This is a genomic window from Salinisphaera orenii subsp. orenii MK-B5, assembly GCF_003788635.1.
GTDB lineage: Bacteria > Pseudomonadota > Gammaproteobacteria > Nevskiales > Salinisphaeraceae > Salinisphaera > Salinisphaera orenii.
Map to the genome: position 1 here is coordinate 139,305 of NZ_AYKH01000040.1, position 23,492 is coordinate 162,796.

At 68.0% G+C, this 23,492-nt stretch carries 27 protein-coding genes; 13 read left to right on the forward strand and 14 right to left on the reverse strand.

What is annotated here, in order from left to right; translation table 11 throughout:
• Positions 1 to 14 precede the first annotated feature (14 nt).
• The 3 genes from pmbA to SAOR_RS13620 all read left to right on the forward strand — a co-directional run bounded on the left by pmbA (position 15) and on the right by SAOR_RS13620 (position 2,621).
• Complete coding sequence (gene pmbA / locus SAOR_RS13610) at positions 15 to 1,382, forward strand: metalloprotease PmbA (RefSeq protein ID WP_123631920.1); 1,368 nt, start codon at positions 15 to 17, stop codon at positions 1,380 to 1,382.
• 1 nt (position 1,383) lies between these two features.
• Positions 1,384 to 1,614 carry a nitronate monooxygenase gene (locus tag SAOR_RS13615; RefSeq protein WP_123631921.1) on the forward strand — a complete coding sequence of 77 codons (231 nt, stop codon included), beginning with the start codon at positions 1,384 to 1,386 and terminating at the stop codon, positions 1,612 to 1,614.
• 179 nt (positions 1,615 to 1,793) lie between these two features.
• On the forward strand, positions 1,794 to 2,621 hold the full coding sequence (locus SAOR_RS13620; protein ID WP_281273453.1) for an NAD(P)H-dependent flavin oxidoreductase: 828 nt from the start codon (positions 1,794 to 1,796) through the stop codon (positions 2,619 to 2,621).
• A gap of 539 nt (positions 2,622 to 3,160) precedes the next feature.
• Here SAOR_RS13620 and mgtE read toward each other — a convergent pair.
• The 14 genes from mgtE to SAOR_RS13690 form a co-directional block, all read right to left on the reverse strand.
• A complete protein-coding gene (gene mgtE, locus SAOR_RS13625) occupies positions 3,161 to 4,528 on the reverse strand; it encodes a magnesium transporter (RefSeq protein ID WP_123589472.1) in 1,368 nt (455 codons plus the stop codon).
• A 111-nt stretch (positions 4,529 to 4,639) separates the two neighbouring features.
• Entirely contained in the window at positions 4,640 to 6,379 is a 1,740-nt protein-coding gene (ptsP, locus tag SAOR_RS13630; protein WP_123589471.1) for a phosphoenolpyruvate--protein phosphotransferase, read from the reverse strand.
• 43 nt (positions 6,380 to 6,422) lie between these two features.
• The gene (locus tag SAOR_RS13635) at positions 6,423 to 6,692 is read right to left on the reverse strand and encodes an HPr family phosphocarrier protein (RefSeq protein ID WP_123589470.1); all 270 of its coding nucleotides are present in this window, start codon (positions 6,690 to 6,692) and stop codon (positions 6,423 to 6,425) included.
• A 33-nt stretch (positions 6,693 to 6,725) separates the two neighbouring features.
• Entirely contained in the window at positions 6,726 to 7,127 is a 402-nt protein-coding gene (locus SAOR_RS13640; RefSeq protein ID WP_123589469.1) for a PTS sugar transporter subunit IIA, read from the reverse strand.
• Between the two features lie 45 nt (positions 7,128 to 7,172).
• The gene (gene rapZ / locus SAOR_RS13645) at positions 7,173 to 8,030 is read right to left on the reverse strand and encodes an RNase adapter RapZ (protein WP_123631923.1); all 858 of its coding nucleotides are present in this window, start codon (positions 8,028 to 8,030) and stop codon (positions 7,173 to 7,175) included.
• Positions 8,031 to 8,061: 31 nt separating this feature from the next.
• The gene (gene hprK / locus SAOR_RS13650; RefSeq protein WP_185015697.1) at positions 8,062 to 9,105 is read right to left on the reverse strand and encodes an HPr(Ser) kinase/phosphatase; all 1,044 of its coding nucleotides are present in this window, start codon (positions 9,103 to 9,105) and stop codon (positions 8,062 to 8,064) included.
• Positions 9,106 to 9,118: 13 nt separating this feature from the next.
• Entirely contained in the window at positions 9,119 to 9,583 is a 465-nt protein-coding gene (locus tag SAOR_RS13655) for a PTS sugar transporter subunit IIA (protein ID WP_123589466.1), read from the reverse strand.
• A 30-nt stretch (positions 9,584 to 9,613) separates the two neighbouring features.
• Positions 9,614 to 9,940: a ribosome hibernation-promoting factor, HPF/YfiA family gene (gene hpf / locus SAOR_RS13660; protein WP_123589465.1), complete on the reverse strand. Its 327-nt coding sequence runs from the start codon at positions 9,938 to 9,940 to the stop codon at positions 9,614 to 9,616.
• A 30-nt stretch (positions 9,941 to 9,970) separates the two neighbouring features.
• A complete protein-coding gene (locus SAOR_RS13665; RefSeq protein ID WP_123589464.1) occupies positions 9,971 to 11,431 on the reverse strand; it encodes an RNA polymerase factor sigma-54 in 1,461 nt (486 codons plus the stop codon).
• Complete coding sequence (gene lptB, locus SAOR_RS13670) at positions 11,428 to 12,177, reverse strand: LPS export ABC transporter ATP-binding protein (protein WP_123631951.1); 750 nt, start codon at positions 12,175 to 12,177, stop codon at positions 11,428 to 11,430. Before lptB ends, SAOR_RS13665 begins: the two co-directional genes overlap by 4 nt.
• A gap of 11 nt (positions 12,178 to 12,188) precedes the next feature.
• Complete coding sequence (gene lptA, locus SAOR_RS13675) at positions 12,189 to 12,719, reverse strand: lipopolysaccharide transport periplasmic protein LptA (protein WP_123589463.1); 531 nt, start codon at positions 12,717 to 12,719, stop codon at positions 12,189 to 12,191.
• The gene (gene lptC, locus SAOR_RS13680) at positions 12,691 to 13,245 is read right to left on the reverse strand and encodes an LPS export ABC transporter periplasmic protein LptC (RefSeq protein ID WP_123631925.1); all 555 of its coding nucleotides are present in this window, start codon (positions 13,243 to 13,245) and stop codon (positions 12,691 to 12,693) included. Before lptC ends, lptA begins: the two co-directional genes overlap by 29 nt.
• 12 nt (positions 13,246 to 13,257) lie before the next feature.
• Positions 13,258 to 13,767 carry a KdsC family phosphatase gene (locus SAOR_RS13685; protein ID WP_123631926.1) on the reverse strand — a complete coding sequence of 170 codons (510 nt, stop codon included), beginning with the start codon at positions 13,765 to 13,767 and terminating at the stop codon, positions 13,258 to 13,260.
• Positions 13,764 to 14,741: a KpsF/GutQ family sugar-phosphate isomerase gene (locus tag SAOR_RS13690; protein ID WP_123589460.1), complete on the reverse strand. Its 978-nt coding sequence runs from the start codon at positions 14,739 to 14,741 to the stop codon at positions 13,764 to 13,766. Before SAOR_RS13690 ends, SAOR_RS13685 begins: the two co-directional genes overlap by 4 nt.
• Before the next feature lie 135 nt (positions 14,742 to 14,876).
• Here SAOR_RS13690 and SAOR_RS13695 point away from each other — a divergent pair, with 135 nt between their 5' ends.
• The 10 genes from SAOR_RS13695 (at position 14,877) to SAOR_RS13740 (ending at position 23,484) form a co-directional block, all read left to right on the forward strand.
• Positions 14,877 to 15,821 (forward strand): ABC transporter ATP-binding protein, encoded by a 945-nt coding sequence (locus tag SAOR_RS13695; protein WP_123631927.1) that lies wholly within the window; start codon positions 14,877 to 14,879, stop codon positions 15,819 to 15,821.
• Positions 15,818 to 16,579, forward strand: a complete 762-nt coding sequence (locus SAOR_RS13700; RefSeq protein ID WP_123589459.1) for an ABC transporter permease — start codon at positions 15,818 to 15,820, stop codon at positions 16,577 to 16,579. The genes SAOR_RS13695 and SAOR_RS13700 overlap by 4 nt, the downstream gene beginning before the upstream one ends.
• Before the next feature lie 67 nt (positions 16,580 to 16,646).
• Complete coding sequence (locus SAOR_RS13705) at positions 16,647 to 16,889, forward strand: BolA family protein (RefSeq protein ID WP_123589458.1); 243 nt, start codon at positions 16,647 to 16,649, stop codon at positions 16,887 to 16,889.
• Between the two features lie 25 nt (positions 16,890 to 16,914).
• Positions 16,915 to 18,207 (forward strand): UDP-N-acetylglucosamine 1-carboxyvinyltransferase, encoded by a 1,293-nt coding sequence (murA, locus tag SAOR_RS13710; protein ID WP_123589587.1) that lies wholly within the window; start codon positions 16,915 to 16,917, stop codon positions 18,205 to 18,207.
• Positions 18,204 to 18,848, forward strand: coding sequence for an ATP phosphoribosyltransferase (gene hisG / locus SAOR_RS13715; protein WP_123631928.1), 645 nt, complete (start codon positions 18,204 to 18,206; stop codon positions 18,846 to 18,848). The genes murA and hisG overlap by 4 nt, the downstream gene beginning before the upstream one ends.
• The gene (gene hisD / locus SAOR_RS13720; protein ID WP_123631929.1) at positions 18,848 to 20,149 is read left to right on the forward strand and encodes a histidinol dehydrogenase; all 1,302 of its coding nucleotides are present in this window, start codon (positions 18,848 to 18,850) and stop codon (positions 20,147 to 20,149) included. The genes hisG and hisD overlap by 1 nt, the downstream gene beginning before the upstream one ends.
• Positions 20,150 to 20,278: 129 nt before the next feature.
• Positions 20,279 to 20,881, forward strand: coding sequence for a ubiquinol-cytochrome c reductase iron-sulfur subunit (petA, locus tag SAOR_RS13725; RefSeq protein ID WP_123631930.1), 603 nt, complete (start codon positions 20,279 to 20,281; stop codon positions 20,879 to 20,881).
• Positions 20,881 to 22,095: a cytochrome b gene (locus SAOR_RS13730; RefSeq protein ID WP_123631931.1), complete on the forward strand. Its 1,215-nt coding sequence runs from the start codon at positions 20,881 to 20,883 to the stop codon at positions 22,093 to 22,095. The genes petA and SAOR_RS13730 overlap by 1 nt, the downstream gene beginning before the upstream one ends.
• Positions 22,092 to 22,835 carry a cytochrome c1 gene (locus tag SAOR_RS13735; RefSeq protein WP_123631932.1) on the forward strand — a complete coding sequence of 248 codons (744 nt, stop codon included), beginning with the start codon at positions 22,092 to 22,094 and terminating at the stop codon, positions 22,833 to 22,835. Before SAOR_RS13730 ends, SAOR_RS13735 begins: the two co-directional genes overlap by 4 nt.
• 19 nt (positions 22,836 to 22,854) lie before the next feature.
• Positions 22,855 to 23,484: a glutathione S-transferase N-terminal domain-containing protein gene (locus tag SAOR_RS13740; protein ID WP_123631933.1), complete on the forward strand. Its 630-nt coding sequence runs from the start codon at positions 22,855 to 22,857 to the stop codon at positions 23,482 to 23,484.
• Positions 23,485 to 23,492: the final 8 nt, after the last annotated feature.

Consider the following 23,492-nt stretch of genomic DNA (forward strand, 5'->3'; position numbering starts at 1 on the left):
GCGTGGGCGCGACCATGACCGACAACCGTGATCCGGATACACCGGCCGAAAGCCGCCCCCTGCCAACGGGACAGGCGCTGTGCGCCCAGCTCGAATCCCTGCTCGGACAGGCGCGCCGGCGCGGCGTCGATACCGCCGAGGCCGCGATCTCGGCCTCCCGCGCGCTGTCCGTCACCGCGCGCGACCGCGACCGCGAGTCGGTGGAATACGAGGGCGATCGCAGCGCCGAGATCACCGTCTATCGCGGCCAGCGCAGCGGCCGTGCCTCCACCACCGACCTCAGCGCCGAGGGCCTGGACGCCGCGCTCGAGCAGGCGATCACGATCGCGCGCTTCACCGAAGCCGACGACTACGCCGGGCTCGCCGATGCCGCCGAGATGGCGCGGGACTGGCCGGAACTGTCGCTGTACCATCCCTGGGCGCTGACGCCGGCCGACGCGCTCGAGCGGGCATTGACCCTGGAGACGGCCGCGCTCGATCACGATGCGCGCATCCACCAGACCGAGGGCGCGACGGTGGCCACGCAGGACGCGGTCAGCGCCTACGGCAACACGCACGGCTTCGTGGCCGCCGAACAGGCCAGCCGGCACGCGCTGTCCTGTACCGCGATAGCCCGCGAGAGCGGTGGCATGCAGCGCGAGATCGCCTTCTCGCAGGCCCGCCACGCCGACGATCTCGACGATGTCGGTGACACCGGCCGGCTGGCCGCCGAACGGGCGCTGGCGCGGCTGGGCGCGCGCACGCCGCCGACCACGCAGGCGCCCGTGCTGTTCACGCCCCGGGTGGCGCGCAGCCTGTGGGGGCATCTCGTCAGCGCGATCAGCGGCGGCGCGCTGTATCGCAACGCGAGTTTCCTCAAGGACTGCATCGATCAGCCGATCGCGGCCGCTTCGGTGTCGCTGTCCCAGCATCCGCATCGACCGCGCGGGCTGGGCAGCGCCGGCTTCGACGGCGACGGGGTCGCCACCCGCGAGCGCGCCCTGGTCGCCGCGGGCGTGCTGCGAAGCTATGTACTGTCGGCCTATACCGCGCGGCGACTCGGGTTGGCCAACACCGGCAACGCCGGGGGCGTGTTCAATCTCGACGTCGCCCCGGGCGACGAGAGTTTCGAGGCGCTGGTTGCCGGCATGGGCCGCGGACTGGTCGTCACCGAACTCATGGGCCAGGGCGTGAATCTCGTCAACGGCGATTATTCACGCGGGGCCGCCGGCTTCTGGGTCGAGAACGGCGAACGCGCCTACCCGGTGGAGAATGCCACCATCGCGGGCAACCTCGCCGACATGCTTCGCGCCGTGGAGGCGGTCGGCAACGACGTCGAGCACGCCGCCATGCTGCGTACGCCGTCGGTGCTCATCGGCGGGATGACGATCGCCGGTCGGTAGCGTGTTCGAGCGGCTCGCGCATCCGATCGTCGCGGCGCCGATCGGCAGTGTGGGCAGCGTCGATCTGACCGCGGCCGTCTGCCGTGCCGGCGCGATGGGTTCGCTCGCCATGACCTGGACCGGGCCCGAGGCGGCCGCGGCCCGGGTGCGAGCCGTACGTCTGCGCACCCGGGCGCCTTTCATCGCGAACTTCGTGCTGCATTTCGAGCCGGTAGCGCTCGATGCGGTGTAGGGCCTGTTGATGTTTCGTCCGCGTCCGCGCCAATCGCTGTTGTGCGGCAAGACGAGGCGTAGTGGGCGCCGTGCAGTCACTCTGCACAAGCGCACTAGAACGCTGGATTGCCGCACAACAGCGCTTGTCCCGAAGGGTTGGGCCGCAAATCGCGCCCGGCGGCGTTGCGAGCCTGGGTCGTGGCACGCCACGACGCGGCGGCTCGTGCCTTGCCGGACACGATTTGCGGTCTCCAACGCGGCGCGCGTACGAAACGTCAACAGACCCTAGCCGCGGGCGTGCCTGGGATCACGTTTTCGTGGGGCTGTTCGAGCGCATTGATCGCACGCGTGCACGGTGCGGGCGCGATCGCCGGGGTACAGATCGGTTCGGCCGCCGGGGCCGAGCGCGCGCTCGACGCCGGGGCGGACTTTCTCATCTGTCAGGGCGTCGAGGCCGGCGGGCATGTCCAATCCACACTCGGGCTCATGGCGCTGCTGGAGCGCACGCGGACAGTGGTCGGCGATGCGACGCCCATCGTCGCAGCCGGGGGTCTGGCCACGGGTGCGGATATCGCGGCCGTTCGTGCGCGCGGGGCGGTGGCGGCCATGCTGGGCACGCGCTTCGTGGCGACGCGCGAGAGCGCGGCCCATCCGGTCTATTGCCGTGCGCTGCTGGACGCCGATGCGCAGGACACGGCACGGACCCTGTGTTTCGACGGCGGCTGGTCCGGCGCCGTCCATCGTGTCCTGCGAAACGATACGCTCGAGGCCTGGGAGGCCGCGGGTTGCCCGCCCGCGGGATGCCGCCCGGGCGAAGGTGGGATCATCGCGTACACCGAGGCGGGTGCGCCCGTGTACCGCTACGACGACACCCCGGCCATGGTCGGCATGACGGGCCGGCCGGCCTCGGCCAGCCTGTTCGCCGGCTGCGGGGTCGGTGCGATCGATGATGTGCCCGAGGCCGGGGCGCTAGTGGCCCGTCTGGGTCGTGAGTTCCGCGCCGCCGAGCGCGTCAAAGCCCGTTGACGCGTCATACGGGCGCCGCGCTGGCGCCCGTAGGTCGTGTCCCGCGGGAGGCGCGTCGTCGATCACGGCGGGCACGGTCAAGACGTGCAACGCCGCAGGGCGCGGGGAGCGGCCTTCGGGCGGCCGGACCCGAGGGGCAGGCGCCCGGTCAAATGAATGAGGTGCGGGAATCCATCAGTGCCGCACCCTGGCGCCGAGTAACGGGGCGACACGGCACGCACTGCGTCCCGCCCTGCCGCAAGACGGCGCTCGGCGCGGGCCGTATGAGGCGTCTTGATTATGTCCGAGCCTCAGCCGGGCCCTACTATCGTTTTTGTATTCAAGTCCCGTTTACGCAGCGTCGGCGTGAACCGTCATCGCCGGCGCTGTTTCGGTGCCCTTCTGTCGGTTACCTCGCTTGGGCAAGCCAGAAAGGTGACTCGCGCATCGGCGCGAAACCCGAGCCGAGTCGCAGCTTCAGACACGCCAACGCGCCGAACGATCCTGCGTATCGGCTCCGGCTGAGCCTTATACACAATCAAGTGAAGCGTTGACCGATCCTAGTCGAGCAGGAACAGCGTGCCCAGGCCGAGGAAGGCGGAGAAGCCGATGACATCGGTGATGGTGGTCAGGACCACGGAGCCGGCAAGCGCCGGGTCGATGTTCATCTTCTTCATCGCGAGCGGGATGCCGACCCCGGCCACGGCCGCGCCGATCTGATTGATGACCAGCGCGACGGCGATGATCAGGCCGAGCACGGCGTTGCCGAACCAGACTTCGGCGATCACGCCCACCACCGCGCCCCAGAGCAGGCCGTTGATCACGGCCACGGCCAGTTCCTTGACGAGCAGGGTGCGGGCGTTGGAAAAACCGATCTGGCCCAGCGACAGGCCGCGGATCATCAGGGTCAGCGTCTGCGAGCCGCCGATGCCGCCCATGCTGGCAACGATCGGCATCAGCACGGCGAGCGCGACCACCTGCGAGAGCGTGGCCTCGAACAGGCCGACCACCTGGGCGGCCAGAAACGCCGTGAACAGGTTGGCGCCGAGCCAGACCGCGCGCCGGCGGGCGCTGCGTGCGATCGGCGCGAACACGTCCTCCTCTTCGTCGAGACCGGCCATGGTCATGATGCTGTGCTCGGCCTCGTCGCGGATGACGTCGACCACGTCATCGATGGTGATGCGCCCGACCAGACGGCCGTCCGGGTCGACCACCGGCGCCGAGATCAGGTCGAGATCCTGGAAGCGCTTGGCGACCTGAGCGGCGGGCATGTCCACGGTCAGGGCCTCGAGGTCGGTGTCCATGACCTCCGAGACGTCGCGTTCCGGGTCGAGCGTGACCAGCTTGGCCAGCGTCAGCATGCCCAGATAGCGCCCGTAGCGGGAGACGACGAACAGCGTGTTGGTGTCCTCGGGCAGCGTGCCGCGCTGGCGCAGATAGCGGCCGACCACATCGAGCGTCACGTCCGGACGCACGGTGATGGTGTCGTTGTTCATCAGACCGCCGGCGGAATCCGACGGGTAGGACATGACCGCTTCCAGGCGCTCGCGGTTCTGGACGTCCATCGAGCGCAGGACTTCCCGGGTGACCTGATCCGGCAGGTCCTCGATGAAGTCCGCCAGATCGTCGATCGGCATGCCTTCGGTGGCCGCGAGCAGGACGCTGTGGTCCATGGCCTCGATCAGCTCCGAGCGCACCTCGTCGTTGACGTGCAGCAGCGTCTCGCCGTGATCCTCCTCGGGCACGAGGCTCCAGACGACTTCGCGCTTGGCGCGCGGCACCGACTCCAGCAGCAGCGCGATCTCGGCCGGATGCAGCGCGTGCAGCATGGGCTTGAGGCGGCGCATGCGGCCGGATTCGAGCGCTTCGTCGAGATAGGCCAGCCGGGCCTCCATCTCGTTCTCTTCGGATGTGGCGGGCTCGCTCATCGCGCGCTCCGGAAGACGGGCGGATGTCTAGAAAATAGCAGAAAAATCCGGATTTTCCCGGAGTTCGAGGGTCGCCGAGGCCCGCCCGCCGGATACGTCGCCGCTATCGGGTCAGCCGACGAGGCGGTGGCTCAGGGCATCGAGGCCGTCGCGGTAGCTCTGGGCGTCGGTCAGCGCGAGTATCTCGCGCGTGGCGCGCTTCAGGTCGGCGACATCCGCGCCCATGATCGCGCGCTTGACCTCTAGGACGCTGGCCGGGTGCATCGAGAATTCGGTCAGGCCGAGGCCGAGCAGCAGGGCGGTGTAGCGTTTGTCGGAGGCCATCTCGCCGCACATGGATACGCCGATGCCGGCGGCATGCCCGGCCTCGATGGTCATGCGGATGAGCTGCAGCACGGCGGGGTGCAGCGGGTCGTAGAGATAGTTGATCTCGTCGTCCACGCGGTCCATGGCCAGGGTGTACTGGATCAGATCGTTGGTGCCCAGCGAGAAGAAATCGCAGTAGCGCGCGAGCTGGGGGGCCGCCAGGGCCGCGGCCGGCACCTCGATCATGGCGCCGACCGGCAGTTTCGGGTCGTACTCCAGACCGTCGCGGCGCAGTTCGGCCATGACCTCGTCGATGAGGTGGCGCGTCTGACGCAGCTCCTGGATGTTGGAGATCATCGGCAGCATGATCCGCAGATCGCCCTCCGCCGAGGCCCGCAGCAGTGCCCGCAGCTGCGTGCGGAACAGGTCGGTCTCCTTCAGGCACAGGCGGATCGCGCGCAGCCCGAGCGCCGGGTTGGACGAGGTCTTGGCCTCGCGGCCGATCGTCTTGTCGGCGCCGAGATCGAGCGTGCGGATCGTGACCGGCCCGTCCACCGACCGCAGCACCCGGCGATAGGCGGCCAGCTGCTCCTCCTCGCCGGGCGTCTCGTCGCGGTTCATGTACAGGAATTCGGTGCGGTAGAGGCCGATGCCCTCGGCGCCGACCTCGGCCGCATCCGCGCTGTCGTCGGGCAGCTCCACGTTGGCCATCATGTGCACGCGCACGCCGTCGGTGGAGACCGCGGTCTCGTCCTTGAGCATGCCCAGCATGCGCCGGTAGCGCTCGTCGCGCTTCTGGCGGTGCCGATAGAACTCGAGCGCGCCCGCATCCGGCGCGGCGAGCACGTGGCCGGCCTCGCCGTCGACCACGACGGTCTCGTCGTCCATGAGCATGCGCCGCGCGGCGTGCAGGCCGGCCACGGCCGGAATACGCAGGCTGCGGGCGAGAATCGCGGAATGCGACAGCGGGCCGCCGCGTTCGGTAACGAAGGCGGCCACGCCCTGCTGGTGCAGCAGGATGATGTCAGCGGGCGTGAGGTCGTCGGCGACGATCACTGGCGGCGGGGTGTCGTCGTCGGGACGGCCCGGCTCGATGCGGCGCTCCTGCTTGAGCAAGATGCGCTGGATCCGTGCGGCCACGTGGACGACGTCGTCGCGGCGGGCCCGCAGGTAGCTGTCGTCCATCTCGTCGAACACCGCGGTCAGGTGCTCGGCCTGCATCTTCATCGCCCATTCCGCGTTGCAGCGGTGATCGCGGATGAGCGTGCTCACGGTGTCGGTGAGCGCGCTGTCCTGCATCATCAGCAGGTGGGTCTCGATGAAGGCGCCGATCTCCGAGGGCGCGTTCGCGGGGATCTGTTCGCGGATGTGGGCGAGCTGCGCCCGGGCGTCGTCGAGCGCGGTCTCGAAGCGCTCGACCTCGGCATCCAGCGATTCGGGATCGACGTGATACTCCGGGATGTCGAGATCGGTGCCGTGCACGCGATGCACCGCGCCGATCGCGACCCCGCGCGAGACGCCGACGCCGGCGAGCCAGAGACTCATCGCCGGTCCGGGCGGCTGCGAGCCTGTCCGGGGCGGGGCATGCTCACTGCCCCTCGCCGAAACGGTCGCGCACGAGTTCCTCGAGCGCGTCGAGCGCGGCCTCGGCGTCCTCGCCCTCGGCGCTCACCTCGATCCGCGAGCCGCGGGCGGCGGCCAGCATCATCACGCCCATGATCGACTTGCCCGAGACCTCGCGGCCGTCCTTGGAGACCTTGATGTCGGCCTCGTACTGCGAGGCGACGGTCACGAACTTGCTGGCGGCGCGGGCGTGCAGGCCGAGCTTGTTGACGATGGCGAATTCGCGCGTGGGCATAAGCGGTTGGGTCGGTTCGTTGTTGTCGGTCGATTACGGGCTGGGGTCGGGCTGGGGACAGGGCATGACGCCGGCGCGGCCGGCCTCGATGGCCGATGCCGCGAGATCGTCCAGCGCCAGCTGCGGGTAATTGTAGACCCGCACGAGCATGGACAGATTGATGCCGGCGACGACCCGGGTGCGGTCCGGGGCGGCGGCGCGGGTGGCGATGTTGCTCGGCGTCGATCCGAAGGCGTCGGTGATGATGAGCACGCCGTCGCCGTCGTCCAGCCGGGCGAGCGCGTCCGCGGCGGCCTGGCTGCGCTCGTCCGGGTCGTCGTGGCGGTGCACTTCCAGCACCTCCGTCGGCCGCGACAGGTCGCCGATCATGCCGGTCACCGTCTCCACGAAATGGGCCCCCAGGCGGCCGTGGGTGATCAGCAGTACCCCGATCATGCGATGGCCCGGCCGGCCCCGATCATGCGCGCGCTCGCGCGCCGGTCAATGCAGTTCATTGTGTCGCACCAGCGTCTGGGCATAGGTCTGTCGCAGGCGCCGGGCCAGCTGCTCGATCAGATAGACCGAACGATGCTTGCCACCCGTGCAGCCGACGGCAATCGTGACATAAGCGCGATTCTCGCGCGCGAATTCCGGCAGCCAGCGCACCAGAAAACCGTGGATGTCGTCGAGCATGTCGTGGGTCGCCGGCTCGGCCGCCAGATGCTCGGCCACGGCCGCATCCAGCCCGGTGAGCTCGCGCAGTTCCGGAACCCAGTGCGGATTGGGCAGGCAGCGGGCGTCGAACACGAAGTCCACCGCCTGGGGCAGGCCGTACTTGAAGCCGAAGGACTGGAGCAGGATCGACAGCTCGCCGGTCCGGGTGGCGTCCACGCGATTGCGGACGATGTCCCGCAGCTGATGGATGTTGGTGTTGCTGGTGTCGATGGCGACATCGGCCTTGCCGGCGATGGGCTCCATCAGGCGCCGGTCCGCGGTGACCGCGTCGATCAGCGAGGTGTCGGCGTCGGTCAGCGGGTGCTTGCGCCGGGTCTCTGAAAACCGCCGCAGGATGGTCTCGTTGTCGGCGTGGAGATAGATCACCTCGACGTCGATGCCGCCCGCCCGGAGTTCCTCGATCCGCTTGGGGAAGGCGTCGATCTCGCCGCGCCGGGCCCGGGCGTCGATGCCCACGGCCAGGCGGTCGAAGTCCAGCCCCTGGCGCTGCAGGGTGGCCACCGAGACCTCGCCGAGCAGGCCCAGCGGCAGGTTGTCGATGCAGTAGTAGCCCAGGTCCTCGAGCATGTGGAGCGCGACGGACTTGCCGGCGCCGGCCAGGCCGCTCACCACGATCAGACGCACGCGCGCTCTCCTCGTTCGGCTGTGGTTGCGCTCATTCTAGCCCGTCTTCCGGCGGGGTCGCACGCGAGCCGGATACCGCCGGATCGTCGGTCTCCGGTTCCACGCTCATGGCCGCGCGCTGGCGGTCGGCGAACTGCCGGTCGCTCTGATGACCCTGCATGCGCAGCAGGTGATCGCGGCAGGCGGCTTCCACGAGCACCGACAGATTGTGGCCGACCGCCACGGGCAGCGTGATCTCGGGGATGTCGACGTCGAGTATGCGCCGGGTGGCGCGGGTGCCGGCCAGTCGGTCGGCGGCGGCCAGATGCGACGACTCCGGCCGCACCAGCCGGATGATGAGCCCGAGCTGCTTGCGGCGCTTGATCGCGGCCTCGCCGAACATCGCGCGGATGTTGAGCAGGCCGAGACCGCGGACTTCGAGAAAATCCTGCAGCAGGGCGGGGCAGCCGCCGTTGAGATCGTCCGGGCCCAGCAGGGCGAACTCCGGGGCGTCGTCGGCGACCAGCCGATGGCCGCGATTGACCAGTTCCAGCGCCAGCTCGCTCTTGCCCACACCGGAATCGCCGGTCAGCAGCAGGCCGATCGACAGGACCTCCAGGAACACGCCGTGCAGCGTGACCTGGCGGGCCAGCGCCTCGCCGAGGAAGTGCCGGATCCGGTAGGCCGCCTTGTGGCCGCTCTCGCGGCTCTCGAATACTGCGATCCCGGCCCCGTAGAGGGCCTCGCGCAGCGGCGCGGCCAGGGTCTGATCGTCGGCGACCACCACCAGCCGGGTCGCGCCCGTGGTCAGGCGTTCGAGCACATGGGCGTGCTGATCCGGCTCGATGGTATCGAGATAGGCGATCTCCGGCTCGCCGATGACCTGGACCTGCGGCGGATGGATGAAATTGAGATAGCCGACGATCGGTACGCGCCGGCCGTCGATGCGGGTGGCGCCCACGGTGGCGTGACCGCCGATCGTCGGGCGGGGCCAGTGCAGACCGAGCGAGGTCCGAAGCTCGGCGAAGACCGTCTCGACTGCGACGCGACGCGTCTCGAGGGTCTGGTCGAACTCGTCCTCGCCGGTCAGCGGCACGGTGTCCGGCCGGCTACTGGGTGACCGGATCGTGGGCCAGCAGGACGCGATGCAGGGTGGCGTCGTCGCCGGCGTCGCGCAGTTCGGCCAGCGCCTGATTCTCGGAGAACATCTCCGCCAGGCGTCGGAGCATGTTGAGGTGCGCCTCGGTGGACTGCTCCGGAACCAGCAGGCCGAACACGAGATCGACCGGCTGCTCGTCGTTGGACTCGAAATCCACCGGCTGCGGCAGACGCATGAAGGCACCGACGCAGTCGTCGGTGCCCTTCATGCGGGCGTGGGGAATGGCAACGCCGTCGCCGATGCCGGTGCTGCCGAGCTTCTCGCGTGCGACCAGGCCGTTGAAGATTTCGCTGGCGGTCAGATAGGGCGTGCCCTGGGTGAGAATCTCGGCCAGTTGCTCGAGCGCGCGCTTCTTGCTCTGGACATCCTCGGCAAGACGGACCCGCTCGGGGGCAACGATATCGGCAATATTCATGACGTTCCTTTCAACGATTGCGAAAAGCGGTCAACCGGCATCCAGATTGATGTGGCGGGCCTGCCGGTTGTGATGATCCTTCGCCTTCTCCTTGTGCCGCCGCGTCTGCCGGTCGAGCTTGTCGATCATGCAGTCGATCGCGGCGTACATGTCGTCCTGCGTGGACTCGGCGTGCACCGTGGCGCCGCGCAGCTGCATGGTCGCCTCGGCCTTGTGACGTACCTTCTCGACCTCGAGCACCACCTCGGCGTCGATGACATGGTCGAAATGACGCTCGATACGGCCCATCTTGGATGCGACATAGTCGTGCAAGGCATCGGTCATGTCGATGTGATGGCCGGAGATGTTCAGGTTCATCGCGTACTCCTTCTCTGCTTGGGAAGAGCGTTAGCTGGCCTGACGCCGCCGCTCGTGCGACGGCGGTATCGATAGCGCCTCGCGGTACTTGGCGACGGTGCGCCGCGCCACGCGAATGCCGTTGTCGAGCAGCAGCTCCGCGAGCTTGCTGTCGGACAGCGGTTTGCCATCGGGTTCGGATGCGACCATGCGCTTGATCATCGCCTGGATGGCGGTCGCCGAGGCGGAGCCGCCATCGGTGGTCGAGACATGGCTGGAAAAGAAATACTTGAGTTCGAAGATGCCGCGCGGCGTCTGCATGTACTTGTTGGCCGTCGCCCGCGATACGGTGGATTCGTGTATTTCGAGCTGTTCGGCCACGTCGCGCAACACCAGCGGTTTCATTGCCTCCTCGCCATACTCCAGAAAAGCGCGCTGGGCTTCAACAATGCATTGCGCGACCTGGAGCAGGGTGTCGTTGCGGCTCTTGAGGCTGTTGAGGAAGAAGCGGGCTTCCTGCAGGTGCGACTTGAGCGTGGTCTGGTCGGCGGATTTGTCCGCGCGCTTGATCAGGGCCAGATATTGGCTGTTGATGCGAAGCTTCGGCGCGATCTCGGCGTTGAGCGAGACCTGCCAGCGCGACGACTGGCGCGTGACGAACACCTCCGGCACCACATAGCCGGCCTCCTGATCGCCGAAAGCCTCGCCCGGGTGCGGTTGCAGCGTCTGCACCAGGGCGATGGCGCCGTCGAGCGCCTCGGGCTCGACATCCAGCCGCTGCGCCAGGCCGGCGCGGTCGCGCGACGCCAGGCATTCCAGCGATTCGTTCTCGACGATGGCCAGCGCCAGATCGCGGTGGGCGGTGTCCGCCGGCAGCTGGCGCAGCTGGATGGCCAGACACTCGCCGAGGCTGCGCGCGGCCACGCCCGGTGGGTCGAAGGCCTGCACCACCGCCAGCACCGATTCGATGCGGGCGGCGTCGGTCTCGTACTCGTCGGTCAGGCGTTCGAGCAGCTCCGGCCAGTCCTCGAGCAGGCCGTTGTGGTTCACCGCGTCGATCAGCTGTGCGGCGATCGAGCGCTCGCCGGCGCTGAACGAGTGCATGTCCGCCTGCCAGGTCAGATGGGTGTGCAGGTCGGGGGTGCTGGTCAGATTGGCCTGGCGGTAGTCCCAGTAGTCGTCGTCCTCGCTGCTCGGCGCGGCCGGCGCCGGGCTGCTGCTGCCGGCGTAGATGTCGTTCCAGTCGGCATCGACCGGCAGATTCTCGGGGATCTCGGCGTCGCTCCCGGCGCTGTCCTTGGTCTGGCGTTCGCCGGCGCTGTCATCCGTCGTCTGGCCGGCGTCGACCTCGCCGTGGCCGTCGTCGGCCTCGAGCATGACGTTGGTCTCGAGCGCCTCCTGGATCTCGGTCTTCAGATCCAGCGTGGACAGCTGCAGCATGCGGATGGCCTGCTGCAGCGCAGGCGTCATCGTCAGGCTTTGCGATAGGTTGAGGTTCAGCGACTGCTTCATAGTCGGAAATCCTCGCCGAGGTAGACCTCCCGTACCTTGCGATCGGCCAGTACCGCCTCGCCGGTGCCTTCGGCGATGACGGCGCCGTCGCTGAGAATGTAGGCGCGTTCGCAGATGCCCAGCGTCTCGCGCACGTTGTGATCGGTGATGAGCACGCCGATGCCGCGGTTCTTCAGATGCGTGATGATGCCGCGGATGTCGCCGATCGAGATCGGATCGATGCCGGCGAAGGGCTCGTCCAGCAGCATGAAGCGCGGTTCCGCGGCCAGCGCCCGGGCGATCTCGACCCGCCGGCGCTCGCCGCCGGACAGGTTGAGCCCCGTGGAGTCGGCGATGTGCGTGATCGAAAGCTCGTCGAGCAGCGCGGCCAGTTCGCGTTCGATGCCCGCGCGATCGAGATCGGAACGCACCTGCAGGATCGCGCGGATGTTGTCGGCCACGCTGAGCTTGCGGAACACCGAGGCTTCCTGCGGCAGATAGCCGATGCCGCGCTTGGCGCGCTTGTGCATGGGCACGCCCACCAGGCTCTGTTCGCCGAGGCTGATGCGGCCGGCGTCCGGCGAGACCAGGCCGACGATCATGTAGAAGGCGGTGGTTTTGCCGGCGCCGTTGGGCCCGAGCAGGCCGACGACCTCGCCCTGGCCGAGATCGAGACTGACGTCGCGCACCACCTCGCGGCCGCGATAGCGCTTGCTCAGGTGCGTGGCCACCAGGCGGTCGGCGGCCGCCGCGTGGCCGATGTCCATCGCCGCGCTGCTCATGAGCCGTCGCCGTCGTTCTGCGGCGTGATCGTGATCTGCACCCGCTCGCCGTCGTTCTCGCCGCGCGCGGCCTGGGTGCGCTGGGTGTCGAGGTTGTGGCGGATGACCTGGCTGGCGATGCGATCGCCGCCGCGGTTGACCACGGCGTTGCCGCGCATGACCACGGTCGAGTCGGCGTTGGTGTACTCGATACGGCTGGAATGGCCGGTGACGACGTCGTCGCCGGTGCGATCGGGCTGCTTGTCCAGTCGCGCGGGGGCGCCGTTGAGCACCGCCTTGACGTTGCCGCGATCGTTGAGCCGCGTGACGACCAGCTTGTCGCCGGTCAGCGTCAGGCCGCCGCGGGTGAGCACGACGCTGCCGGTGTAGGTGCTTGTGCCCTCCTGCTGGGACAGCTCTGCGCTGTCGGATTCGATCCGGATCGGCAACGGCTCCTGCTGCGCCCAGGCCGCACCGCCCGCCACCACGAGCGCCGCCGCCAGCCAGAGGCGGGCCCGGTCAATCCGGCGTGTAGGTGACTTGTACATTGCTCAACAGTCTCAGCTTGTCCGTATCCAGATCGACCTCCATGCCGTCGCCCTCCACCCGCTGCCCGGGCTGGGTCGCGGTCACGTGGGCCCGGGTGTCGATGCGATCGGCGTCGGGTCGGACCCAGGCGTTGTCGGTCTCGATGCGCACCATCGGCCCGTTCGGCCGAGGATGCACGGCCTCGACGCCGTCATAGAGGTAGATGTCGCGCTCACCGGCCGGTATCCGGCCGCGTGCCGCGGTGACGTCCCAGTAGGTTTTCGTGCCTGCGAGATAGTGTACGTCAATATCCCGAAGCCGCGCCGAGTCGTCCGGGAAGTGCAACGTCTGGCCCAGCCGCATGCGATAGGCCAGATCGCCCTGGGGATCCATCTGGTGCACGACCGCGTCGGTCATGTAGTAGTCGCTGTTCTCGGGCGTGCTCAGGCGCGGCGCGGTCGGTGTGCCGGGATCGGGCGAATCGGCCCACCGCAGGGCGATCACGCCGGCGGCGATCACGAGCAGAACGGCGATGACGCGCAGCATGACCGGGCCCGGCTAGTGCGCGTTGCGGGCGGCGATGATGAGTTCGCAGGCTTGCCGCACCGCTCCCTCGCCGCCCTTGCAGTCGCTGATCCAGTGCGCGGCCTCGCGCACGTCGGGCACGGCGTCGGCGACGGCCATTGCCAGCCCGGCCCGGCGCATCAGACCCAGGTCCGGCAGGTCGTCGCCCATGACCGCGGCGCGTTCGGGCGTCAGCTCGAGTTCGGCGAGCAGCGCCTCGAAGTCCATCTGCTTGTCGTGGCTGTCGAGATAGATGTAGTCGACGCCGAGCGCATGCAGACGCGCCGCGACGGCCGGCGACGGCCGGCCGCTGATCGCGGCCACGGCCACGCCGGCGGCCTGCAGCCGCTGGATGCCCAGGCCGTCGTGCACGTGCATGGTCTTGCTCTCCTCGCCGTGGCCGTGGAGATAGAGCTTGCCGTCGGTCATCACGCCGTCGACGTCGAAGACCGCCACCTCGATGGCCGCCGCGCGCCGCCGGACGTCGTCTGTCGTGTCTTTCATATGACACCTGCCCTGAGCAGATCCTGCATGTTGAGGGCGCCGATCGGGCGCTCGTCGTCGTCGACCACCATCAGCGCGCCGCCGCCGATGCGGTGAGTCTGCAGCAGCCGTACCGCCTCGGCCGCGAGCGTATCCGCGGTGACCGTCTTGGGATCGCGCGTCATGCAGTCGGCGATCGGCGCGCGTTTGATGTCGATGTCGCGATCCAGTGTGCGGCGCAGGTCGCCGTCGGTAAACAGACCGGTCAGACGCCCCGCGGCGTCCGTCACCCCGGTCATGCCCAGGCCCTTGGCGGTCATCTCGAGCAGCGCCTCGCCGACCAGGGCGTCGTCGTCGACCAGCGGCAGGGCGTCGCCGGTGTGCATGAGATCGGCCACCGTCAACAGCAGCCGCCGGCCCAGCGTGCCGCCGGGATGCGAGCGGGCGAAGTCCTCGGCGGTGAAGTGGCGCGCCTCGAGCAGGGCGATCGCCAGCGCGTCGCCCATGGCCAGCGCCGCGGTGGTGGAGGCGGTGGGCGCGAGCTCCAGCGGGCAGGCCTCGATCGCCACCGAGACGTCCAGATGCACGTCCGAGCGCCGGCCGAGCGTCGAGCGCGCATTGCCGGTCATCGCGATCAGCGGTACGGCCAGGCGCTTGAGCAGCGGCAGGATCGTGAGGATCTCGGCGGTCTCGCCCGAATAGGACAGGGCGAGCACCGTGTCCTGGGCGGTGATCATGCCCAGATCGCCGTGGCTGGCCTCGCCGGGGTGGACGAAGAACGCCGGCGTGCCGGTGGAGGCCAGCGTGGCCGCGATCTTGCCCGCGATGTGGCCGGACTTGCCCATGCCGGTGACCACCACGCGACCGCGGCATTCGAGCATGTGCTGCGCGGCGGCGGCGAAGGCCGTGTCGATGCGCGACTCGAGGGCCGCGACCGCCGTCGCCTCGATGTCGATCACACGCCGCGCGGCGCCGATGAGTTCTCGTCGATCCATCCCCGTATTCTAGCGCAGGGCAGCGCAGGGCGGATCAAACGCGGCATGATTCGTGCCAGCGCGGGATCGCTGTGGAATGCAGCGTTTGCCGCAGTACGTATAATGCGCCGCCTCGCTCGCGACAGCCCGTCCGCCATGCCCCGCGCCTCGAACGACACCGCCATCGCCATAGACCGCGTCCACAAGCGCTACGGCCGCACGCACGCGCTGCGGGGCGTGTCCTTCGATATCCGGCGCGGCGAGTACTTCGGACTCCTGGGCCCGAACGGCGCCGGCAAGTCGACGCTGATCTCCATCATCGCCGGCCTGACCCACGCCTCGGAGGGTTCGATCGCGGTGCTGGGTCACGACGTGCGCTCGGATTTCCGGGCGGCACGGCGGGCGCTCGGCGTGGTGCCTCAGGAGCTGGTCTACGATCCGTTCTTTCCGGTGCGTGATCTGCTGCGGCTGCAGGCGGGCTACTACGGCTGCGGCCGGGATTACTGGCCCTGGATCAACGAGCTGCTGGAACGGCTCGAGCTGACCGACAAGCGCGACATGTCCATGCGCGCGCTCTCCGGCGGCATGAAGCGCCGCGTGCTGATCGCCCAGGCGCTGGTGCACAAGCCCGACGTGGTCATTCTCGACGAGCCGACCGCGGGGGTGGACGTGGAGCTGCGGCGCACGCTCTGGCGTTTCACCCGCGATCTCAACGACGCCGGCCACACCATCGTGCTGACCACGCACTATCTGGAAGAGGCCGAGGAGCTGTGCGATCGCATCGCCATCCTCAATCACGGCGAACTCAAGGTGCTCGAGGACAAGCGCGCGCTGCTCGATCGCCATCCGTATCGCTTCCTGTCGCTGCAGCTGACCGGCGACGGCGGCCCGCTCCCGGCGGAGGTCGAGGCGCTGGTCGAGGATCGCCACGAGGACACGCTCGAGCTCAAGCTCGAGCAGGGCCGGCACTACATCGCCGACGTGATGGAATCGATCCGTGACGCCGGCTACCGGATCGCAGACGTGCGCACGCGCGAGCCGCATCTCGAGGACATCTTCGTGGAGCTGACCATGGACAAGCCCGACGGCCGCGCGGCATGAACTGGCGCGGCTGCTACACCCTGTTCGTCAAGGAGGTCCGGCGCTTCTACAACGTGCTGGGCCAGACCGTCGGCGCGCCGGTGATCACCGCCATGCTCTATCTGCTGGTCTTCCGGCAGGTGCTGGAGGATCGCGTCAACGTCTACGAGGGCGTGTCGTACACGGCGTTTTTGATTCCGGGGCTGATCATGATGAACGTGATCCAGAACTCGTTCGCGAACACGTCGTCGAGCATCACCCAGTCCAAGGTCATGGGCAATCTGGTCTTTCTGCTGCTCACGCCGATCTCGGCGTTCGAGTTCTATCTGGCCTACATCGGCGCCGCGCTGCTGCGGGCCACACTCGTGGCCACGGTTCTCTACGTGCTCGCCCAGCTGTTCGTGACCGTGCCGATGGCGAATCCGCTGGTGGTCGCGGCGATGCTGGTCTGTGCCGGCGGCACGCTGGCGGTCATGGGCATGATCGCGGGCATCATGGCCGACAAGTTCGAGCATCTCGCGGCCTTCCAGAATTTCTTCATCATGCCGCTGTCGTTCCTGTCGGGCGTGTTCTACTCGATCCACTCGCTGCCGGCGTTCTGGCAGACGGCCTCGCACTTCAACCCGTTCTTCTACATGATCGACGGGTTCCGGCAGGGGTTTTTCGGCGTCGGGGACGTCGATCCGCTGCGCAGTCTGGCGGTGGCGGCCGGGTTCTTCGTGCTGGTGTCGATCATCGCCATCAGCATGCTCGCCCGGGGTTACAAGATCCGCGGCTAGACGATGTGCGCGGTGGCGGCGGCGGCTCGTGCTAGCATTTCGCGCCAGCTTTGAAGGAATCGACACCATGTACAGCGCCGAGGCCATACGCGAACTCATCGAGGCCGGACTGCCGGACGCCAGCGTGGAAGTCATGGGCGACGACGGCGCCCATTTCGCCGCCCGGGTGATCAGCCCCAGCTTCGAGGGCAAGGGCATCGTCGAACAGCACCGCATGGTCTACGCCACGCTGGGCGAGCGCATGGGCGGGGAGATCCACGCCCTGTCGCTCAAGACCATGACGCCGACGCAGGCGGGTGGCGTCTCCTGAATCGCGAGGTCGCGGACAACACATGATGGATCTGCTGCGTATCGAGGGCGGGCCGCCGCTCAGCGGTAGCGTTCGCGCCTCCGGGGCGAAGAACGCGACCCTGCCGATCATGACGGCCGCGCTGCTCATCGACGAGCCGCTGTTCGTGGAGAACGTCCCGCATCTGGAGGATGTGACCACAACCAACGTGCTGCTCGCGCACATGGGCGTGTCGGTGACCATCGGCGACTACATGGTGGTCGAAGCCGATGCCTCGACCATCACCCAGTGCGTCGCGCCTTATGATCTGGTCAAGACCATGCGGGCCTCCATCCTCGTGCTCGGGCCGCTGCTGGCGCGCCACGGCGAGGCCGAGGTGTCGCTGCCCGGCGGCTGCGCGATCGGCGCGCGTCCGGTGGACATCCACCTGCGCGGGCTCGAGGCCATGGGCGCCGAGATCCGCGTCGAATCCGGCTACGTCAAGGCGAAATGCAGCCGGCTCCAGGGCGCGCGCATCGCCATGGATACCGTCACCGTCACCGGTACCGAGAATCTGATGATGGCGGCCACGCTGGCCGACGGCGTGACCGTGCTCGAGAACGCCGCCCGCGAGCCGGAGGTAGTCGATCTGGCCAAATGCCTGACCGCGATGGGCGCGGAGATCGAGGGCGCGGGCACGCCGACCATCACGATCCGCGGCAAGAAGCGCCTGCACGGTACCCGGCACCGGGTGCTGCCGGATCGCATCGAAACGGGCACCTTCCTGGTCGCCGGCGCGGCCAGTCGTGGCCGGGTCCGGGTGACCCAGACCGATCCCGAGCTCGTCGACGCGATCACGGCCAAGCTGTCGGAGGCCGGTGCGACGATCACCCAGGGCAACGACTGGGTCGAGGTCGACATGCGCGGCCGCCAGGTGCGTGCGGTCGGCCTGCGCACCGCGCCCTATCCGGGTTTTCCGACCGACATGCAGGCCCAGTTCTGCGTGCTCAATGCCGTCGCGGAGGGCGTGGGCACGGTCACCGAGACCGTGTTCGAAAACCGTTTCATGCACGTCTCCGAGCTGCAGCGCATGGGCGCGCGCATCCGCCAGGAAGGCAATACCGTGATCGTCACCGGCGTCGATCGCCTCACCGGGGCGCCGGTGATGGCCACCGATCTGCGCGCCTCGGCCTCGCTGGTGATCGCGGGGCTGGTGGCCGACGGCGAGACCGACGTCCGCCGGATCTATCACATCGACCGCGGCTACGAGTGCATCGAGGAGAAGATGGCGCAGCTCGGCGGACGCATCCAGCGCCTGCCCGATCGCGCGCCGGTCACCGCGCGGGGGATCACGGCATGAGCCAGACGGTCACGCTGGCCCTGTCCAAGGGGCGCATTCTCGACGCCACCCTGCCGCTGCTGGCCGCGGCCGGCATCGAGCCCGAGGTGGATCCGGAGACCTCGCGCAAGCTCGTGTTCGAGACCAATCACCCGGGCCTGCGGCTGCTGGTCATCCGCGCCTCCGACGTGCCGACGTTCGTGGCCTACGGCGCGGCCGATGTGGGGGTCGCCGGCAAGGACGTGCTCATCGAGCACGGCGGCGCCGATCTCTACGAGCCGCTGGATCTGGGTATCGCCCGCTGCCGGTTGATGACCGCCGGTCGGCCCGGGGCGATGGATGCGGCCAGCCACCGGCCGCTGCGCGTGGCCACGAAATACGTCGAGACCGCGCGCGCCTATTTCGCACGCCTGGGCCGTCAGGTCGAAATCATCAAACTCTATGGCTCCATGGAGCTGGCGCCGCTCGTGGGCCTGGCCGACGTCATCGTCGATCTGGTGGATACCGGCAACACGCTGCGCGCCAACGGGCTCGAGCCGTTCGAGGTGATCGAGGAGATCAGCGCCCGCCTGGTCGTGAACAAGGCCGCCCAGAAGATGAAGCACGCCCCGATCGGCGAGCTGTTGTCGCTGTTTGATCAGCGCGAGCGGCGGGCCTCGTGATGCGCCGGCTCGACAACAGCGAGGCCGGTTTCGAGGCCGCGTTCGAGCGGCTGATCGACCGGGAGACCCCGGCACAGGCCGATGTGGACGCGCGGGTGGCGGCCATCATCGCCGACGTGCGGGCCCGCGGCGACGCCGCCGTGCTCGAATACACCCGCGAACTCGATCGGCATCCGGCGCGCGAGATGGCCGCACTCGAGGTCCCGCACACCCGCTTGAAGGCCGCGCTCGACGCCATGCCCGGCGCCCAGCGCGCCGCACTGGAGGCCGCGGCCGAACGGATCACGCAGTTCGCCGAATCCCAGAAGCTCACCGATCACAGCTATGCCGACGCCCACGGCAACCGGCTGGGCCAGGTCGTGCGTCCGATCGAGCGTGCCGGCATCTATGCGCCGGGCGGCAAGGCGGCCTATCCCTCCAGCGTGCTGATGAACGCGCTGCCCGCGCGGGTCGCGGGTGTCGGCCAGGTCGTGATGGTCTCGCCGGCGCCGGAGGGCGTGGTCAACGACTGGGTGCTGGCCGCCGCGGCGTTGGCCGGGGTCGATCGCTTTTTCACGGTCGGCGGCGCCCAGGCCGTGGCCGCACTCGCCTGGGGCACCGAAACCATCCCGGGCGTCGACAAGATCGTCGGCCCGGGCAACGCCTACGTAGCCGCGGCCAAGCGCCAGGTGTTCGGTCGCGTCGGCATCGAGTCGGTGGCGGGGCCCTCGGAGGTGCTGATCCTGGCTGACGGCACGGGCGATCCCGACTGGGCCGCGCTCGATCTGTTCGCCCAGGCAGAGCATGACGAAGACGCGCGGGCTCTGCTCGTCAGCCCGGATGCCGCCCATCTGGACGCGGTCGCGGCCGCGGTCGAGCGTCTGCTGCCGGATCAGCCCCGGCGTGCGATCATCGAGGCGTCGCTGGCCCGGCACGGTGCGCTGATCCAGGTCGCCGACATGGCCGAGGCGGTGGCGTTGTCCAACCGCATCGCGCCCGAGCATCTGGAGCTCGCGGTGGATGCGCCGGGCGAACTGCTCGACGACATTCGTCATGCTGGCGCGGTCTTCATGGGTCATTACAGTCCGGAGGCCTTCGGAGACTACTGCGCCGGGCCCAATCACGTGCTGCCGACCGGGCGCACCGCGCGTTTCTCGTCGGCGCTCGGCGTCTACGATTTCCAGAAGCGGCTTTCGATCGTCGAAGCCGGCGCGCCGGGCGCCGCGAGGCTGGCGCCCGTCGCCGCCGAGCTCGCGCGCGGCGAGGGGCTGCATGCGCACGCGGCCTCCGCCGAAGCCCGGGGCGGGCGCGATCGTGGCTAAAAAGGGCGATCGTGCAGCGCGCTATGCTATACTTTTCAGATCCCTGCGTGGCCAAGTCGTGCCCGCAATCACACGAGTTGTAGTACAAGTCGAACCGGCATTCTTGCCCTGCTCGAAGAGGTTTAACGCATGAGCAATGAGGGGGTCGACGTCCGCAAGCGCCGATTTCTAACCGGCGCCACCGCAGCCGTCGGTGGCGTGGGTGCGGCCTTCGTGGCCACGCCGTTCATCAAGTCCTGGCTGCCGAGCGCGCGTGCCCGCGCCGCCGGGGCTCCGGTGGAGGTCAATATCGCCGCGCTCGACGAGGGCGCTTTGCTGAGCGTGACGTGGCGCGGCAAGCCCGTATGGGTGGTCCGGCGCACGCAGGAGATGCTCGATTCGCTGGACAACGTGGCGTCCAAGCTCGCGGATCCGGACTCCAGCGCGCCGCAGCAGCCCGCGTACTGTCAGAACAAGTACCGCGCCATCAAGGACCCGATCCTGGTCATGGTCGGCATCTGCACCCATCTGGGTTGCTCGCCGAGTTTCCGGCCGGATGCCTCGGAGTGGTCGATGGACGTGCCCGGCTTCTTCTGCCCCTGTCACGGCTCGCATTACGACATCTCCGGTCGCGTCTATGCCGGTCAGCCGGCGCCTCTGAACATGCAGGTGCCGCCGTATCGATATTCGAGTGACGAACTGATCGTGGTCGGCGAGGATCCCGCCACGGGCGGCGGCGAGGAGGCTGCGTAATGGCGAGCAAGTTCATGAACTGGGTGGACGCCCGCTTTCCGGCGACGCAGCTCTGGAACGACCACGTCGGCCAGTACTACGCGCCGAAGAACTTCAACTTCTGGTACTACTTCGGCTCGCTGGCGATGCTGGTGCTGGTCAATCAGCTGCTCACCGGCATCTGGCTGGCCATGTTCTACAAGCCGTCGGCGGCCGAGGCCTTCGGGTCCGTGGCCTACATCATGCGTGAAGTGGAGTGGGGCTGGCTCATCCGCTACATGCACTCCACCGGCGCGTCGTTCTTCTTCATCGTCGTGTATCTGCACATGTTCCGCGCGCTGCTGTACGGCTCGTACCGCAAGCCGCGCGAACTGCTGTGGATCTTCGGCTGCCTGATCTTTCTGGCGCTCATGGCCGAAGCCTTCATGGGCTATGTGTTGCCCTGGGGCAACATGTCCTACTGGGGCGCGCAGGTGATCATCTCGCTGTTCTCGGCGGTCCCGGTCGTCGGCGAGCAGCTCACCACCTGGATTCGCGGCGACTTCGTGGTCGGCGATGCGACGCTCAACCGCTTCTTCGCCCTGCATGTGGTGGCACTGCCGTTCGTGCTGGTGGGCCTGGTGATCGCGCACATCATGGCGCTGCATCACGTCGGTTCGAACAATCCGGACGGCATCGAGATCAAGGCCAACAAGGGCGCCGACGGGCATCCCGTGGACGGCATCCGCTTCCATCCGTACTACACGGTCAAGGATCTGTTCGGGGTCGGCGTATTCCTGATCCTGTTCGCCGGGGTGATCTTCTTCGCGCCGACGTTCGGCGGGCTGTTCCTCGAGGTCGACAACTTCAGCCCCGCGAATCCGTCGGTCACGCCCGAACACATCAAGCCCTCCTGGTACTTCACGCCGTTCTACGCGATGCTGCGTGCGGTGCCCAGCAAGGGTGGCGGCGTCATCGTGATGTTCTCCGCGGTGTTCATCCTGTTCTTCCTGCCATGGCTGGATCGGAGCCGGGTGAAGTCCATCCGCTACAAGGGCATCATCTTCAAGGTCGCGCTCACGCTGTTCGCCGTCTCCTTCCTGAGTCTGGCCTATCTCGGCCTGCAGGCGCCGTCGGACGGGGTCAAGCTCTCAGCGCGCATTGCGACGGTGACTTACTTCTTGTTCTTCCTGTTGATGCCCATCTACAGCAAGCTCGACAGGACCAAGCCGGTTCCGGAAAGGGTGACGGGATGAAGCGTTCGCTGTTGTTAGCACTGCTGGTGATGCTGCCGATCTCGGTGTGGGCGGCTGAGGGCAGCGTGCCGTTCGAGTTCGATCCGAATCTGGATAACCAGGCCTCTCTTCAGCGCGGCGCCAAGCTGTTCATGAACTACTGCTCGGGCTGTCACTCGCTGCAGTACATGCGCTACAACCGTATCGCCGAGGACCTCGAGATTCCCAGGGACGTGGTCGAGAACAACCTCATCATGACGGGCGGCAAGATTCACAGCACCATCCAGGGCACCATGTCCAAGGAGCAGGCGGGCGACTGGTTCGGCAAGGCGCCGCCGGATCTCTCGCTGATCGCGCGCCAGCGTGGTGCGGACTGGATCTACAGCTTTCTGCTGTCGTTCTATCTGGACGACTCGCGACCGAACGGCGTGAACAATCTGGTGATGGCGAACACCGCCATGCCGCACGTGCTGGCGCCGCTGCAGGGCTACCAGGTTCACGAGGAATCCGGCGGGCACGACGGGGAGAGCGAGGGTGGTCACGGCGACGCCGGTCCCGCACTCGAGCTCGTGCAGGAAGGCCAGCTCAACCCGGCGGAGTATCGGTCTGCGGTCGGGGATATCACCAATTTTCTGGTCTACGCCGGGGAGCCGGTCAAGCTGACGCGTGCGTCGCTCGGCTTCAAGGTGATCGTGTTCCTGATTCTGTTCACCGGTCTGGCCTACATGCTCAAGCGCGAATTCTGGCGCGACGTGCATTAGCCGCCAAGCGAGACGTCCGATGGCGAGCCGCAGCTCCACGATCACGCTCTACTCGCGTGCCGACTGCGTGCACAGCCATCGGGTCCGGCTGGTCATGGCCGAAAAGGGCGTGGCCGGCTATGAGGTCGTGGCGCTGCGCGACGACGAGGAGAGCGAGGATCTCCTCCAGCTCAACCCCTACAATACGGTGCCGACGCTGGTCGATCGCGAGCTCGTGGTCTACGACCCGCGGATCATCATCGAGTACGTCGATGAACGTTACCCACATCCGCCGCTGATGCCCGTCGACCCGGTGCTGCGGGCGCAGTATCGGCTGGCGATCTATCGCATGGAGATGGATCTCTATCCGCTCTGCGACGAGCTCGAATCCACCCCTGCGGTGGCGCGCAAGGCGCGCGGTCGCATGACCGAGCTGCTGACCACGCTGGCCGCCGAATTCTCGCCGCGGACGTACATCGGCGAGGAATTTTCGCTCGTGGACTGTACACTGGCACCGGTGCTCTGGCGTCTGAACCATTACGGTGTCGAACTGCCGAAGCATCAGCACGAACGTTTGCACAGCTACGCCCGGCGTCTGTTCGCGCGACCCGCTTTCGAGCGCAGCCTGTCGCCGATCGAAGCCCAGATGGGCACCGCCGGCGCGCCCTGAAAACCCGG